The sequence below is a fragment of the Streptomyces sp. NPDC054842 genome (genome assembly GCF_053611025.1).
In genome coordinates this window covers 1-14,626 of the sequence record NZ_JBSGZN010000087.1, presented here as the reverse complement: position 1 = coordinate 14,626, position 14,626 = coordinate 1, and the positions used below count along the sequence as shown (strand labels likewise).

At 70.0% G+C, this 14,626-nt stretch carries 14 protein-coding genes and 1 pseudogene; 8 read left to right on the top strand and 7 right to left on the bottom strand.

Going from position 1 to position 14,626, the window contains the following annotated elements; translation table 11 throughout:
- The coding region (locus ACWGIS_RS35805) for an ester cyclase (RefSeq protein ID WP_453366691.1) at positions 1-578 on the bottom strand (578 nt) is incomplete at its 3' end.
- A gap of 104 nt (positions 579-682) precedes the next feature.
- On the opposite strand from ACWGIS_RS35805, the gene ACWGIS_RS35800 reads away from it, so the two are divergent.
- Complete coding sequence (locus tag ACWGIS_RS35800; RefSeq protein WP_453366690.1) at positions 683-1,303, top strand: TetR/AcrR family transcriptional regulator; 621 nt, start codon at positions 683-685, stop codon at positions 1,301-1,303.
- Positions 1,304-1,396: 93 nt separating this feature from the next.
- Here ACWGIS_RS35800 and ACWGIS_RS35795 read toward each other — a convergent pair whose 3' ends face one another.
- Positions 1,397-1,870: a VOC family protein gene (locus ACWGIS_RS35795; RefSeq protein WP_453366689.1), complete on the bottom strand. Its 474-nt coding sequence runs from the start codon at positions 1,868-1,870 to the stop codon at positions 1,397-1,399.
- Positions 1,871-2,353: 483 nt separating this feature from the next.
- Here ACWGIS_RS35795 and ACWGIS_RS35790 point away from each other — a divergent pair, with 483 nt between their 5' ends.
- Together ACWGIS_RS35790 and ACWGIS_RS35785 are read left to right on the top strand one after the other, a co-directional pair.
- Positions 2,354-2,731 (top strand): TIGR02611 family protein, encoded by a 378-nt coding sequence (locus ACWGIS_RS35790; RefSeq protein ID WP_453366688.1) that lies wholly within the window; start codon positions 2,354-2,356, stop codon positions 2,729-2,731.
- A gap of 633 nt (positions 2,732-3,364) precedes the next feature.
- Positions 3,365-3,841: a MarR family winged helix-turn-helix transcriptional regulator gene (locus ACWGIS_RS35785; RefSeq protein ID WP_453366687.1), complete on the top strand. Its 477-nt coding sequence runs from the start codon at positions 3,365-3,367 to the stop codon at positions 3,839-3,841.
- Between the two features lie 339 nt (positions 3,842-4,180).
- Here ACWGIS_RS35785 and ACWGIS_RS35780 read toward each other — a convergent pair whose 3' ends face one another.
- The gene (locus ACWGIS_RS35780) at positions 4,181-4,618 is read right to left on the bottom strand and encodes a MarR family winged helix-turn-helix transcriptional regulator (protein ID WP_453366692.1); all 438 of its coding nucleotides are present in this window, start codon (positions 4,616-4,618) and stop codon (positions 4,181-4,183) included.
- A gap of 221 nt (positions 4,619-4,839) precedes the next feature.
- Between ACWGIS_RS35780 and ACWGIS_RS35775 the strand changes: the two genes are divergently transcribed.
- The 3 genes from ACWGIS_RS35775 to secY all read left to right on the top strand — a co-directional run bounded on the left by ACWGIS_RS35775 (position 4,840) and on the right by secY (position 8,269).
- Entirely contained in the window at positions 4,840-5,691 is an 852-nt protein-coding gene (locus tag ACWGIS_RS35775) for an alpha/beta fold hydrolase (RefSeq protein ID WP_453366686.1), read from the top strand.
- A 321-nt stretch (positions 5,692-6,012) separates the two neighbouring features.
- Positions 6,013-6,465: a MarR family winged helix-turn-helix transcriptional regulator gene (locus ACWGIS_RS35770; RefSeq protein WP_453366685.1), complete on the top strand. Its 453-nt coding sequence runs from the start codon at positions 6,013-6,015 to the stop codon at positions 6,463-6,465.
- A gap of 496 nt (positions 6,466-6,961) precedes the next feature.
- Positions 6,962-8,269: a preprotein translocase subunit SecY gene (gene secY, locus ACWGIS_RS35765; protein WP_453366684.1), complete on the top strand. Its 1,308-nt coding sequence runs from the start codon at positions 6,962-6,964 to the stop codon at positions 8,267-8,269.
- A gap of 297 nt (positions 8,270-8,566) precedes the next feature.
- Here secY and ACWGIS_RS35760 read toward each other — a convergent pair.
- From ACWGIS_RS35760 to ACWGIS_RS35750, 3 genes and pseudogenes are all read right to left on the bottom strand, one after another.
- Positions 8,567-9,886 (bottom strand): annotated as a pseudogene (locus ACWGIS_RS35760) (LCP family protein); the annotation flags it as partial.
- Between the two features lie 148 nt (positions 9,887-10,034).
- Positions 10,035-10,991 carry a hypothetical protein gene (locus ACWGIS_RS35755; protein ID WP_453366683.1) on the bottom strand — a complete coding sequence of 319 codons (957 nt, stop codon included), beginning with the start codon at positions 10,989-10,991 and terminating at the stop codon, positions 10,035-10,037.
- Positions 10,988-11,518, bottom strand: coding sequence for a SigE family RNA polymerase sigma factor (locus ACWGIS_RS35750; RefSeq protein WP_453366682.1), 531 nt, complete (start codon positions 11,516-11,518; stop codon positions 10,988-10,990). The genes ACWGIS_RS35755 and ACWGIS_RS35750 overlap by 4 nt, the downstream gene beginning before the upstream one ends.
- Positions 11,519-11,969: 451 nt before the next feature.
- On the opposite strand from ACWGIS_RS35750, the gene ACWGIS_RS35745 reads away from it, so the two are divergent.
- Positions 11,970-12,248 carry a GlsB/YeaQ/YmgE family stress response membrane protein gene (locus ACWGIS_RS35745; RefSeq protein ID WP_453366681.1) on the top strand — a complete coding sequence of 93 codons (279 nt, stop codon included), beginning with the start codon at positions 11,970-11,972 and terminating at the stop codon, positions 12,246-12,248.
- A 157-nt stretch (positions 12,249-12,405) separates the two neighbouring features.
- On the opposite strand, the gene ACWGIS_RS35740 is transcribed toward ACWGIS_RS35745, so the two are convergent.
- Positions 12,406-12,768 carry an ArsR/SmtB family transcription factor gene (locus ACWGIS_RS35740; protein ID WP_453366680.1) on the bottom strand — a complete coding sequence of 121 codons (363 nt, stop codon included), beginning with the start codon at positions 12,766-12,768 and terminating at the stop codon, positions 12,406-12,408.
- A gap of 433 nt (positions 12,769-13,201) precedes the next feature.
- On the opposite strand from ACWGIS_RS35740, the gene ACWGIS_RS35735 reads away from it, so the two are divergent.
- A complete protein-coding gene (locus ACWGIS_RS35735) occupies positions 13,202-14,566 on the top strand; it encodes an NAD(P)-binding domain-containing protein (protein ID WP_453366679.1) in 1,365 nt (454 codons plus the stop codon).
- Positions 14,567-14,626: the final 60 nt, after the last annotated feature.

Here is a 14,626-nt window from a genome sequence, read left to right as displayed (position 1 = left end):
CGGCCGCCCCCCCCGCGGGCGTGCCGCACGCGCGCGGCGGCGTCGCCCGCCCGTCCCGCCACCTCGGCGGCGGCACGGGCGGCACGTCCGCTCACCTTCCAGCCGACCATGCGCAGCGCGGCCGCCGGAGTGGGCGGGAAGACGCCGAGCTGACCCAGCATGGTGATGTCGTCCCGCACCGCCTCGTGGCCGACGACCTTGCCGTCGCGCAGTTCGAGGACGTGGATCTGCTCGAAGTCGATCTCGCGTCCCGTCGGGGGCACGGCCTGGTCGAGCGCGCCGTCCCGGTAGCGGACGAAGGCTCCCGTGTGGCGGCCCACCATGCGCAGCCGGACCCAGACCTGATGGTCGTTGCCGGCCGTCTCCGTGACGGGGAAGCGCAGCTCGCTGAAAGCCGACCGCATCCATGCGCTGGAGGCGAGGACGCCCGCCGGACCCGGAATCGAGCAGGCCGCGGGCGACACGGCCGCCTCGCGGTTGCGGAAGTCGTCCGCGACCACCTCGGCGGCCAGGTTCGCGTCTCCGGCCTCCAGGACCCGGAAAAGCCCTTCGGCAAGCTCGGTGGCACTCATCGCCATGATCGGTCACAACCCTCTCGTCACCTGGCGACCCAAGGGACGCCTATTGAGGTGACAGGGTACCTAATCATTAGCGTGTCGCTGTACCCACGTAGGATGGTGCGATGCCTCCGAAGCGGTCCTACGTCTCCCCCTTGCGCGAACAGGCGGCCGCGCGGACCCGGGAGCAGATCCTCCAGTGCGCCACCGAGCTGTTCGCGAGTCGCGGATACGGGCTGGTGACGGTCGCGGACATCGCTTCGGCCGCGGGTGTGTCGGCGAAGACCGTGTTCGCGAGCGTGGGCAGCAAGAGCGACGTCCTGGACCAGATCGTCACCCGGGGAGTGGCCGCGTCCGGTTACGAGGACGCCGTCCGGCAGGTCCTCGAACAGCAGACACCCGAGGCAGTCCTGGGGGTACTGGCCGGCGGTACGCGCGCGGGCAACGACGAACTCTTCCTCGTGCACGAGGCGATCCACCGGGCCCTGCCGGTCCACGAGAACGGCGAGGCACTGTGGCAGCGCGCCACGGCGGACTACCGGGCCGCCCTGGTCGCCATCGCCCACCATCTGCACGCATTGACTCCCGCCCCCACCTGTTCGGAGGAGGAGACGGCGGACTGGCTGTGGTTCTGGTTCGGCCCCTCCGGCTGGCGGGTGCTCGTGGTCGAGAACGGCTGGACGTGGGACCGCGCCGAGGCGTTCCTCTCGCGTACGGCTGTCGCCACGCTGTACCGGCAGTCGTAGCGGCCGGCCGGAAACGGTGCGGTTCACGCCCGCCGGCATGGGTCCCTCGCGTCGGGAGCGGTCCGAGTCGCCGTCACGCGGGAGGGGCGGACATCAGCGGCCGGGGGCTCGCTGCGTGATCTCCTGGAGAACCCAGCCGTTGCCGTCGGGGTCACTGAAGGTGGCGTAGGAGCCGTACGAGGCACGGTCAGGGTGAGGGCCCGCCTGGCGTTCCTGCCCCGGGACGTCGTGCACGACCGCGCCGTCCGCATGGCCGTGGAAGAGCAGGCCCTTGGCGTCGTGGAACACCTCGCTCACGTCGATGCCGCGGTCCACGAGTTCCCCCCGTGCCGCCTCGACGTCGGTGACCACGAGGTAGAGGCCCTGGGTGGAACCGGGAGGCGCCGCGGTGAGGCCCTTGCCCAGCAGGATGGCGCACTCGGATCCAGGGGGTGTGAGATGCACTGCCCTCCATTGATCGGTGGGGCTCGCGTCGAGATCCACACGGAACCCGGCCTTCTCGTAGAAAGCCTTCGCGCGGTCGACGTCGGACACAGGCAGAACGGCGAGTTCGAGTTTGAGGTCCATACTCCAGTCACTCTCCAGAACCGGGCAGGCGCAACAGCAGCATTCCGAGCCCTCGAAGCTTTCTCACAACCCCGTTGACGTGAACCGTCGTTGACGTTCCTGGCCACGCCGCCGCGCCGGGCGAGGTCCGCCGTGAGACCCACAACCGTTAAGTACGTGCACCGAGTCGCGGGGAAAGTCACAGGGCCGCATCCGTAAGTGGCGGGAATACCCGCGAGAAGTCACCCCTTGGAAGGGTTACGTCCGGTGTGCGGCGTCAGTCGCGGCTCACCGGTCACGTCACACGAACCTGAAGACGGCCCCCCGCACGAGGGAAACCAGTCGGGGCCGGCTTTTCGTTTCCGAGCAGATTCTGTGCACCGAGACACGATGGTGGATTCCATGACTGAGGCAGGTCGTCCAGTACAGGAGCCGGTCAGGCGCCGCGACTCACGGACGGGACCGTCGGCAGACCCGGCCGGCGAGGAAGCCACCCCGTCGACGATGACCGCGGCGAAACCGTACGGCTCCAGGGCGCCCCGCTTCGTCAAGCGATCGAGACTCCTGCACCTGTTCTGGCGGATCGGCGTCTTCATCACCGGTCTCGCCGTGGTGGGCGTCGGCATCATCCTGCTGCCGCTTCCCGGCCCGGGCTGGGTGGTGATCTTCGCCGGTGTGGCGATCTGGGCCGGCGAGTTCACGTGGGCACAGGTGGTCCTGCGCTGGACGAAGCGGAAGGTGACCAGCGCGGCACAGCACGCTCTGCGACCGGAGGTCCGGCGACGCAACCTCGCACTCACGGCGGCGACCCTCGTGATCGTGGCCACCGTCGCGGCCGTCCTGGTCGTACGCCTCGACCTGCTGAGCCGGTCGATCGTCTGACGCGCACGGCAGGGCCGGTCGCCCGCCTGACATGCACACCGCGAGCAGTCCCACACTTGCCACATTGATACTTGTCTGGTCAACTATGGGCGGGAGTGCGTGCCGCCCCGACTGGCGAGAGCGGCGTATGACCTTCTTGCCGCCTGAACTGCACATTCAGCCAGCTATTCCTCTTTACCCGGCGAGTTCGACGCCAGCGAATGGTGGGGTAGAGTAAGAGCTGCGGCCCAACGGTCATCCCCCGTCCGTTGGGCCGCATTTTTTTGGCCCAAGCGGGTCGAGTAAGTTGCGTAAAGTCCGGAACGACCTCACAACGTCCGATATCGAGCAGGGCACCCTTGCGCGTGACGACTGCCTATTCGTGGCCAAGTGTTATTCGCAAAAAGCGCGCGATGTCATAGCGGATGCGTGAGTCCGGGACCGTGGACCCTCAGTCGCCGGGCGGCTCGGGCGGCGGACGATGACATGAACGCGGGGCCCGAGCGCCCGGTGGCGGCATAAGCGGCAGCATTCTCCGACGCCCGACCGTCGCCCGACGACTGTCACGCGCGCGCTTGGAGCCCCGCGAGAGCCGACGGTACGGCCGTCGGACGGCCCCTCGGACGGCCACAGTGACGCACCTAGACTGTGCGCATGGTCAATGTGTCGGCGATCGAACCCCTCAACCCCGACGAGGAGGCGTTCCTCCGGGCCCTCGGCAGGGTGATGTCCTTCCTGCCTCGCGTCGTCGACGCCGACATGCTCGAAGAGCAGCAGCTCTCCGGCACCGAGTACATGGTGCTGGTCCACCTCTCCGAGGCCAAGCACAACCAGCTCTCCATGAGCGAGCTGGCCAATACCTGCGGGCTCTCCATCAGCGGGATGTCCAGGCTCGTCAACCGGCTGGAAAGCCAGGGGCTCGTCCTGCGGGCGCAGTCCCCCAAGGACGGACGGTCCCTGCTCGCCGTACTCACGAACTCGGGGCGGACACGGCTGGAGCAGGCCTGGCCCACCAACCTGGCCAGCGTCCGGCGACACGTCTTCTCCCGTCTCGACGGCTGCGACGTGGCCGCTGCCGCCGAGGTACTGACGCGGATCGCCAGGGGCGACCAGGAGGACCAGCCCCTGTAGGCACGTCGCCAGTCCCTGGCGGCACGTCGCCGCCACGACCGTACGGAGCGGAGTCGCGGCGCGGCCGCACCGGTCACTCCAGGATTCGCCTGGCCGCGCAGATGCCAACGTCTCGCGCCGCCCACGCGACTGCCGCACCGCGGAAGGCAGTTGGCGTGAGCCCATCCCAAGTGGCCGTCCAGCAGCGGCCTGCGTCGACGCGGCGTCCGCGTCCCCGCAGCACCTCACCCGAGCGAGCGAACCTCGCGGCCGTCAGTGAGTGGTCGTAGGGGCAGCGCCCCGGCAGTCATCTGACGGCCGGAGCACCCTCGTTGACGGACAGGCCCCCTGCCCCGCGCCTCAGTCGCGGGCGGCGGCGGAACCCTGCATCACGCTCACCGTCAGCCGGCGCAACAGGCTCTGCACCGTCTGGAGTTCAGCGGCGGTCAGTCCCATGCTGCCGCCGACCGCAGGGGCGATGTCGAGGACGCGCTCGCGCAGCGCGGCGCCCTCGGGCGTGAGAGCGACCTCCACGACCCGCTCGTCGTCCTCTCGCCGCCGGCGCTTGACCAGGCCGTTGGCCTCCAGCCGCTTGATCAGTGGCGTGAGCGTTCCGTACTCCAGGTGCAGCGTGGCGACCAGGTCCTTGACCGGGGCCGTCTTCTGCTGCCAGAGCACGACCATCACGAGGTACTGGGGATAGGTGAGGCCGACGGCGTCCAGCAGGGGCCGGTACGCGCTGGTGACGGCGCGAGAGGCCGCGTAGAGGGTGAAGCACACGTGATCTTCCAGGAGCATCCTGAACTCGTCCGGCGCGTGCTGCTCTTCGTTCACGGTTGGTTCCCCTCTTCCTCGGTTCCGGCCTGCCGCCGGACGAACTCTCCCCGACATGCCGGGCAAACCGATTCTATCGGACCCACTTAACTTGTGCACGAGGGAATCGTGCACTAGCTTTCTCAGTATCGCCCCGGCCGCCAGGCAGGAAGGCGAAACGAGACGTGTACGAATGGGGAGTCACCATGTCCGTCAAGAAGACCGCGTTCCGCCCGACCCGCAAGCACGTGGTAGCGCTGGGCGCGGCCGCCACCGTCGCGGCGCTCGCCCTGACCCCGGCCACGTCGGCCAGCGCCGCGAAGAACGAGGCCCGCACCTCCCAGCCGAAGCCGACGGTGGTGCTGGTGCACGGCGCCTTCGCGGACTCCTCCAGCTGGAACGGGGTCGTCGAGCGCCTGCGGAAGGACGGCTATCCGGTCCTCGCGGTGGCCAACCCGCTGCGTGGACTGGCCACCGACGCCGACTACCTCCACAGCGTCCTGGACCACGTGGAGGGCCCGGTCGTCCTGGCCGGACACTCCTACGGCGGCGCCGTCATCAGCGAGGCCGCCGCCAACTCGCCGCAGGTGAAGGCACTCGTCTACATCGCCGCGTTCAGCCCCGACAAGGGCGAGAGCGCGCTGGAGCTGTCCAACAAGTACCCCGGCAGCACCCTGGGCCCCACCCTCGACGCGGTCCCCTTCCCGCTGCCCGGCGGCGGCACCGGAACCGACCTCTACATCAAGCCCGACAAGTTCCACCACCAGTTCGCCGCCGACGTCCCCGCCCGCGTCGCCGACCTGATGGCCGCCACTCAGCGGCCGGTCGCCTCCGCCGCCCTGGAAGAGGGCGCCACGGCCGCCGCCTGGAAGACGATCCCCTCCTACACCCTCATCGCCACCGAGGACTACAACATCCCGCCGGCCGCCCAGCGCTTCATGGCCCGCCGCGCCCACGCCCACACCACCGAGGTCAAGGCCTCCCACGCCGTCACGGTCTCGCGGCCCGGCGCCGTCACCCGCATCATCGAGCAGGCCGCCCAGGACACCGCCCAGTAGGACCCCCTGCGCCGCGGGCGCGCCGACCATTGGCGGTGCACCCTGGAACCCGCGAAAGCTGATGGGCCGAGCGTCGCCGCTTGGCCCATGAGTGTCGGTAACCCGTCGTAACGGGGTCTGCCATCGGGGCCGGGCCAGGCAGGCAGACCGCCGTGGACGAAGTAGGGCGCGGTTGCCGAGGAAGACGGACCAGGTCACCACAGGTGAGGCGCGGCGGGCTTCCGGTGACGCGGGTGCGGGCGCCGGCGCAGCCGCGGCCGCGGGCGCCGTGATTACGCGCAACCGCTCGTATCATGGGAGGAAGACGCAACGGAGGAAACCATGAGCCCTACGCCGACGGACCGCGCGGACGCGTGCAACAACCTGGCCCTGCGCAAAGCCGCCCGGTATCTCGGCGCGACCTATGACAAGGCCCTGGCTCCCGTCGGCCTGCGGTCGACCCAGTTCAGCATCCTGCAGAAGCTGCACGCCCAGGGCGAGGTGACGATCACGCAACTGGCGGACATGATCGCCATGGACCGTACGACCATGGCGTCGAACCTCAAGCCGCTCGCCCGGGAGGGACTGGTCACCGTCGAGACCTCGGCGACCGACCGCCGGGCGCGGATCGCCGCGATCACGCCGGAGGGCGTCGTCCGGCTCAAGGAAGCGCTGCCGCTGTGGCAACAGGTCCAGGCACAGTTCGAGGAGAATTTCGGCGCGAGCGAGGCGGCGCAGCTCCGCGCGGCTCTCACCGCCGTCCTGGACACCGGCTTCGCGCCGTGGGCCGAGTAGAGCCCGGGTACTGGGGGCGCGCCGAGGGCATGGGGACGGCTCGGCGCCGCGACCACCTGGCCCTTTGACCGCCACGATGCCGAGCCCGAGCCGACGAGGTAGCCCGTTCCGCGTGCCTCACTCGGACGGGTGCTCGCCTCCGCCTCTCCGCCCCTGGACGGAGTGGCGCCCAGCAGCGCCGTCGGTGCGCTCCCCGGCCCCGACGGCTGACAGCGGCTGTCTCCTCGTACGGGCGCGCCCCCGTACGACCTCGCCCCCCTGCGACCACAACCTCGTACGGCCTCGCCCGGCCTCGACCGCTCCGCGCCCCGGAGCCAGGTTGCGAGCCTGCTGCACTGCTCCAATCATGAAGTTCACGCCCTTCTCGGCGGAGCCGCGCGGATATGTCCCTGATGCACCGTGGGCCGGGTCCGGCGGGTCATTGCGCTGCCCTGAATCGACCCACACAGACCTCACTTCCCGAGTCGGCCGGAGGTAGGGAAGGACGAGACCGGACATGCTCACCAAATTCGCGCAGGTTTTCACGCACCGCGAACTGCGGAAAAAGATTCTCTTCACGCTGGGCATTCTGGTGATCTACCGCCTCGGAACGCATGTCCCCATCCCTGGCGTCAGTTACGCGCGCGTGGAGCAATGCACCAACGCCTCCACCTCGCAAGGGTTGCTCGGTCTCGCCAACGTGTTCAGCGGGGGCGCACTCCTGCAGATCACCATTTTCGCGCTGGGAATCCTGCCCTACATCACGTCGAGCATCATCGTGCAATTGCTGACCGTGGTCATTCCGAGGCTCGAAGATCTGAAGAAACAGGGCAGCGCCGGACAAGCCAAGATCACTCAGTACACCCGCTACCTTACGGTCGCGCTCGCCCTCCTCCAGGGGGCCGGTCTGGTCGCCGCCGCCCGCAGCGGTGCCATCTTCTCCAGCTGCCCCGTGGCCGACCAGGTCGTTCCCGACAAGTCGCTGTTCACCGCCGCCGTCATGGTCATCACGGTCACCGCGGGGACGACGTGCGTGATGTGGCTCGGCGAGCTGATCACCGACCGCGGGATCGGCAACGGCATGTCGCTGCTCATCTTCATCGCCACGGCGTCCACCCTTCCCAGCACCCTCTGGGCGATCAAGCAGAGCGGCGAGATCGCGGACGGCTGGATCAGCTTCTTCAGCGTCATCCTCATCGGCCTGGCGCTGGTGGGCGTGGTGGTCTTCGTGGAACAGGGGCAGCGCCGCATTCCGGTGCAGTACGCGAAACGCGTGATCGGCCGGAAGTCCTACGGCGGAACGTCGACCTACATCCCGCTACGCGTGAACCAGGCCGGCATCGTCCCGGTCATCTTCGCCTCGTCGATCCTGTACGTCCCCCCGCTCATCGCGCAGTTCTCGGGATCCGATTCCGGATGGGCGACCTGGCTGCAGCGCAACTTCACGCAGGGAAATCACCCGTACTACCTGATCGCCTATTTCTTCCTGACGCTGTTCTTCGCCTTCTTCTACGTCTCCATCACGTTCAACCCGGACGAGGTGGCGGGCAATATCCAGCAGGCCGGCGGCTTCGTCCCCGGGCTGCGTGCCGGCCGAGCCACCGCCCAGTACCTGAGCTACGTCCTCAACAGGCTCACCTGGCCGGGCTCCATCTATCTCGCCTTCGTCGCGCTGGTACCGACGGTGGCGTTCGCCAGTTTCGGCGGGGCCAACCAGCTCAGCGGTACCAGCATCCTCATCATCGTGAGCGTGGGCATCGAGACCGTGAAGCAGATCGACAGCCAGCTCCAGCAGCAGCAGTACGGGGGCTTCCTGCGCAGCTGACCTGCGGCGGGCGGCGGGCGGCGGGCGGCACGCGACGGCCGTACGGCGTCCTGACGCCGTACGGCGTCTTCGTCGCCGAGCGGGAGGGTCGGTCGTCGGCCCTCCCCCGCTTCGCCCGGCGGGACGGCCCTCACCCCTTCCGGCCGGCGGGACGGTCCTCACCCCTTCGGTCGGGTGTTCCGCGCCGCTCCTCCCCCGGTTTCGGAGTCACCAGGTGTAGTCCGGGTCAACCGGCATGCACCTGCCCCTGTCGGCCGCGTTCAGGGCGTCCGCCGTGTCCGGGAGTGAGTCGTCGACGATCTCGTCCTTGTCGGCGGCCGGATCGTCGGAGGCCTTCGTCCCGGCAGCCTTCTCGCGCTTGCCCTTGCCGGTGAGCGCGATGTCCTCGCGCACGAGGCGGAACAGCGTGAAGGCATCCTCCGTGGGCTTCACCCGGGCGCCCGCGTAGCGATTGGGCATCGTCGTCATCGTGATGCCCTTGGTGGGCACTTTGCGCAGCTCGGTGGCGAGGTCGTACAGCTTCTTCACCGTGCCGAGGCCGCCGTCGACGGTCAGCGCCTCGGTGGCGGTCTCGGCGAGGGAGCGCAGCCTGCCCGGTTCGGTGAGGGTGGTGTTCTCGCGCAGCCGCCGGACCATCGCGTTCATGTACATGTGCTGGGCCCGGGCGCGCATCAGGTCACTGCCGTCGCCGAAGCCGTAGCGCGTACGCAGCCACTGCAGGGCCTGCTCGCCCTTGACCGGGTGGGTGCCCTTCTTCAGTTTCAGTCCCGATCCGTGGCCCTGGCGGTCCCGGGAGAGGATGTTGGCGTCCACGCAGACCGGGACGCCGCCGATCGCGTCCGCCATCGACACCACACCCGCGAAGTCGATCTTCATGAAGTGGTCGATGTGGATGCCGGTGAGTTTCTCCCAGGTCGCCACGGTGCAGCCGGGACCGCCGCGGCCCAGCGACTGGTTGACGGCCGTGGGCAGGACGGTGGCCGGATAGACCTTGCCGTCATCGGGGTCCGTGCACTTAGGTATGTCCACCAGCGTGTCGCGCGGCACGCTGACGACCGACATGTTGGTGCGGTCGGCGGAGAGGTGCAGCAGCATCTGGACGTCCGCGAGAGGCACACCGTTGAAGGTGTCCCTGGCGGCGCCGAGTTTCTGGTTCTCCTCGGTGTCCCGCGCGTCGGAGCCGATCAGGAGGATGTTGAGCGGTGTCTGGCCCGCCGCGTTGGCCTCGGCCTTCGCGGGCCTGTCCCTCTCGTCGCCGAGGTTCAGGTCGTCCTTCCTGATGTTGCCGTTCAGGTGCTGGTAGTAGAGATATCCGGCACCGGCGGTGCCGAGCATCAGGACCGCCAGGACCGTCGACGACCAGCGCAGGGCCCGGTGTCCGCGCCGCCTGCGGGCACTCCGGCTGCCCCTGGGCCGTCTGCCGTGCCGGCCCCCGTTCACGGGCCCCGTCGTCTCCGTGCCCTTCCCGGTCCCCTGGGCGGATCCGGCGTCCGCTGCGGGCGCGTCCACCGGTCGTACGCGATGGCTCTCCTCGCCGTACGGGCGGTGACGGCGTCCGGGTTCATCGGTGGGGTGAACCCGTGGCCGTGCCGTCCTCCCGCGTGCTCTCGTCCCCATCTCGTCTCCCCTCACTGCCACTTGGCGGATTGCGGTACGTCCATGGCGGCGGAGGACGTGACCGGCCCGTCGCGCCTTCCGCGCACACCGGTACGCGGGCCGGCCGACGCGCCGACCCCTGTGCGGCACGTCCGCCGGCCCGGTCCCGTCACGGCAGGTTCCGGGGCCAGTACTTGTCCTCGTCCGAGTCGTAGACGAGGTCGCCGGCATCGTCGTAGCCCTTGATGTGCGGTGCCGTGGTGACCTGCCGGTCCAGGACGCCGGAGGCGACGAACCAGCCGTGGTCCAGGACGGCCCGGTGAGTGGCGCCGCCGTAGGAGACGCTCACCTTGGCCACGGAGGACTCGACCGTCCCCACGACCCCCCAGCGGAAGGGGAGTTGCCAGTCGCCCTTGGCGGCGAGCGGCTGCCGGAACAGCTCGCTCGCGTTGACGTCCGGCACGACCGGGCCGGCGTCGGGCGGATCGCTGTCACTGGTGCCCGTGCTGATGCCGGACGGCTCACCGTTCTCGATGCCGCAGACCACCCGCCGACCCGCCGACCGCTCGCTCACCGCGACGACGTGAAAACCGTCGCCGGTGGCCCTGGCACCATTACTCTTCGCCGCCAGAATGATCCGGTAGTCCTCGGCCTTCCCCAGCGCGCGGCCACGCGCGGACGGCCCTCCGCCCTCCGCGGTCAGGCACGTCTCCAGTCCGGCCGTCGCCTCGGCGAAGGTGATCCCGTCGAGCAACTGCCCTGTGCCTGATGCGCTGTTGGGACTCGACGGCTGCGCGGTCGAGGGCTTCGATGTGGTCCGCGGGACACCGTCCGACGGCCCGGCCGCCGCCGTCCGCGCTCCGCGCTCCCCGTGTTCGCCGGCCAGGGCGTACGTCCCCACCGGCAGCGCGACCAGCGACACCAGCACGGCTCCGGTCACCGCCGCACGCCGCCTGCGCTCGGTCAGACCGCGCCGCCGGATCTCGGTGTACGGCACGGCTGACGGCCTGATGGTGTACGCGTCCTCGGCCAGCAGCGCGCGCATCCGCTCCTCGAAGCCGTGGCCCTCGTCCTGCGCCCCGGCCGTCCCGTAACCGGACCTCCGCTCGTCTTCCGCCCCGTTCACCTGGCGCCTCCCTGTCCGCCGGACACCGTGCGATTCGCGGCCAGCCCCGGATACGTACGCAACTTCGCCAGCCCCTTGGACGCCTGGCTCTTGACCGTGCCGGTCGAGCAGCCGAGCACTTCGGCGACCTCCGCCTCCGACAGGTCCTCCCAGTACCGCAGCACCACCACCGCCCGCTGCCGCGCGGGCAGTTGGGCCAGACCGGCGAGCAGGGAGCCGCGCTCCTCCACCCGGCCCGCGGACTCGTCCCGCCCCGCCGTGTCGGGCGGAGCGGCGGTCAGCGACTCGGCGACCCGGCGCTTGCGGAAGCGGTCGCTGTTGCAGGTGACCAGCATCCGCCGGACGTACGCCTCCGGGTTGTCGGTGCGCGAGATGCGCCACCACGACCGGTACGCCTTGGCCAGCGCGGTCTGCGTGAGATCCTCGGCGTCGTGGACGTCTCCCGTCAGCAGATACGCGGTCCGCACCAGTTGTGACCACCGCGCTCTGACGAACTCCTTGAACCGGTCCTCTTGTTCGGCCTGCATCGAGCACCCTCCCTCGCCCTCCAGACCACCGTCCGGACGAGATCGGTTGCCTCAGACGCGAAAGGAGAACGGAGGACCTTTGGGGGGGGCGGGGAGTGGTGCCGCGACGAGGGCCGGGACAAGGCCGGAACGCCCAGCACACAGCCGCTTCGGGCTTCAGCCGGGTCACCAGATCCCGTCGACGACCTCTTCGCAGATGAGGGCCCACTGCGACTGCCCGTCGAGGAAGAGGGCTCACCACCAGAGCGGAACAGGGCCCGCTGTCCCCCGTCTCGCGTAGGCGGAAACGATCCGTCTTCCCGCGGCTCGCGCATCGAAAACGGGCCCGGCTTCCCGCTGTTCGCGGCTCCGGGGTGGTTCTGAACTGCGAGGCGAACGGGACGTTTGTTCGGGCGGAGACGGTGCAGACGGTGAACTGACACAACACCTACACGATCAACGGAGGCACACCATGGGCATCATCGCGTGGATCATCATCGGCCTTCTCGCCGGTGCCATCGCCAAGGCCCTGATGCCGGGCAAGGACCCGGGCGGCATCATCATCACCATGCTCATCGGCATCGCCGGTGGTCTGCTCGGTGGCTGGCTCGGCAAGGTCGTCTTCGGCGTCGACTCCGTCGACGGGTTCTTCGAACTCTCCACCTGGATCGCCGCGATCATCGGCTCCGTGATCCTGCTCTTCATCTACCGTCTCGTCACCGGCAACCGGCACTCGCACCGCCACGCGTAACCCGCTGACGGCACGACCTCTGCACACGCGGACGGCTCCCTCCCCTGGAGACAGGGCGGGAGCCGTCCGCGCGTGCGGAGGTATTTCGTGCGTTCACGGACACCTTCGCCGGCATCGCGCCCGCCTCGGCCCAAGGGGCGGGTCCCCGGCAGGAGGTCTACCGGCCGGCGCCGCCCAAGAGGGCGCCCATGGCGGCGAGCACGGACGGTTCGACGCGGTAGTACACCCACGTTCCGCGCCGCTCGGACGACAGCAGCCCGGCTTCCTTGAGCTTCTTCAGGTGATGGGAGACGGTCGGCTGCGAGACGCCGACGTCGGAGATGTCGCAGACGCACGCCTCGCCGCCCTCGTGGGAGGCCACCGCCGAGAACAGCCGCAGCCGGACCGGATCACCGAGGGCCTTGAACATCTTGGCGGTCCGCTCCGCCTCTTCCGCGTTCAGGGGGCGCTCGGTCAGCGGCGGGCAGCACGGAACCGTGGTGTCGGCCTCCAGCAGCGGCAGTACGGTCACATTCGACATACGTCTATGTTGACACACGTCTAACCAAGACGGGAGGGCGCGGCGGCCCCCGGGATCCCGGCCGACGTCAGACGCCAGACGCGGCCGCCACACGCCAGACGCGGTCGTCAGACGCCAGGCGCGGCCGTAAGACGCCGGGCGCGCCCGCCAGCCACCGGACCGGCCAGCACACCCGCGTCCCCGCTCCCCGCTCCCGGCTCCCGGCTCCCGGCTCCCGGCTCCCGGCTCCCGGCCACTGCGATCCACCTTTACTCGCACTCACACTCGCACTCGCACTCGCGGACCAGCGGACCACCGGACCACCGGACCACCGGACCGACCAACGAACCAGCCCCATGAATTCGACAAACGTCTATGTTGACGCACATCAAAACAAGTGCCATCCTGGCCGCACAAGCCATCGACAGACGTCGAAACAACCCGGGGAGTCCTCGTGAACGCGTCCACCGCCGCCCTGCCCACCGTGGTCATCGGAGCCGGTCCCGTAGGTCTGGCCGCCGCCGCGCATCTGGTCGAACGGGGACTGAACGCCCTCGTCATCGAGGCCGGGCCCGTCGCCGGGGCCGCGACCCGCGAGTGGGCCCACGTCCGCCTCTTCTCCACCTGGTCCGAGGTCGTCGACCCCGCCGCGCAGAAGCTCCTCGCCCCGACCGGCTGGACCGCGCCGGACGGTGCCACGTACCCCACGGGCGGCGACTGGGCCGAGCAGTACCTCCAGCCGCTGGCCGACCTCCTGGGCGACCGGGTCCGCTACGGCACCCGGGTCACCGGCGTCTCCCGTTCCGGCCGCGACCGTGTCGTCGACGCCGACCGCTCGGCCCAGCCCTTCACCGTGCACCTCGTCGCGGCGGACGGAACCGAGGAACGGGTCCACGCCGCCGCCGTGATCGACGCCTCCGGCACCTGGTCCACGCCCAGCCCCCTCGGCGGCGACGGACTTCCGGCCCTCGGTGAGCGCGCCGCGTCGGACCGCATCACCTATCGCGTGCCCGACCTGAAGGACCCCGCCGTCCGCGCCCGGTACGCGGGGAGGCGCACCGCCGTGGTCGGCTCCGGCGCCTCGGCCTTCACCGCCCTCGCCTATGTGGCGGAGCTGGCGAAGGAGGAGCCCGGAACGCACGCGGTGTGGATCCTGCGCCGCGGCCTGTCCGGCTCCACCTACGGCGGCGGCGACGCCGACCAGCTTCCCGCCCGCGGTGCCCTGGGGCTCGCCGCCAAGGCCGCCGTCGACGACGGGTACGCCGACGCCGTCACGGGCTTCCGCACCGACGCCGTCGAGCGGGACGGCGACGGCCGTCTGGTCCTCGTCGCCGAGGACGGCCGCCGGCTCGACGCGGTCGACGAGGTGATCGGCCTGACCGGCTTCCGCCCCGACCTCACCTTCCTGGACGAGCTGCGCCTCGGCCTGGACGAGCGTCTTCAGGCGCCGACCGAACTCGCCCCGCTGATCGACCCGAACCAGCACTCGTGCGGCACCGTCTACCCGCACGGCGTACGGGAGTTGTCGCACCCGGAGGAGGGCGTCTTCCTCGTCGGCATGAAGTCCTACGGGCGGGCCCCGACGTTCCTCGCCATGACCGGCTACGAGCAGGTCCGCTCCGTCGTCGCCCACCTCGCCGGTGACCACGAGGCGGCCGAGCGCGTCGAACTGACCCTGCCCGAGACCGGGGTCTGCGGCGGCGCGGGGCTCTTCGACCAGCCTGCCGCGGCCGAGGAGTCCGGCGGCTGCTGCGCCGGCCCGGCGGCGGAGACGCTGCAGATCGGCGTCGGCGCCCCGGTTCCCTCCGGCGGCTGCTGACCCCCGTGCCGCACACCGAAGCCGCCGCGGCCGCGACCGGATCGGGGGACCGGTCGCGGC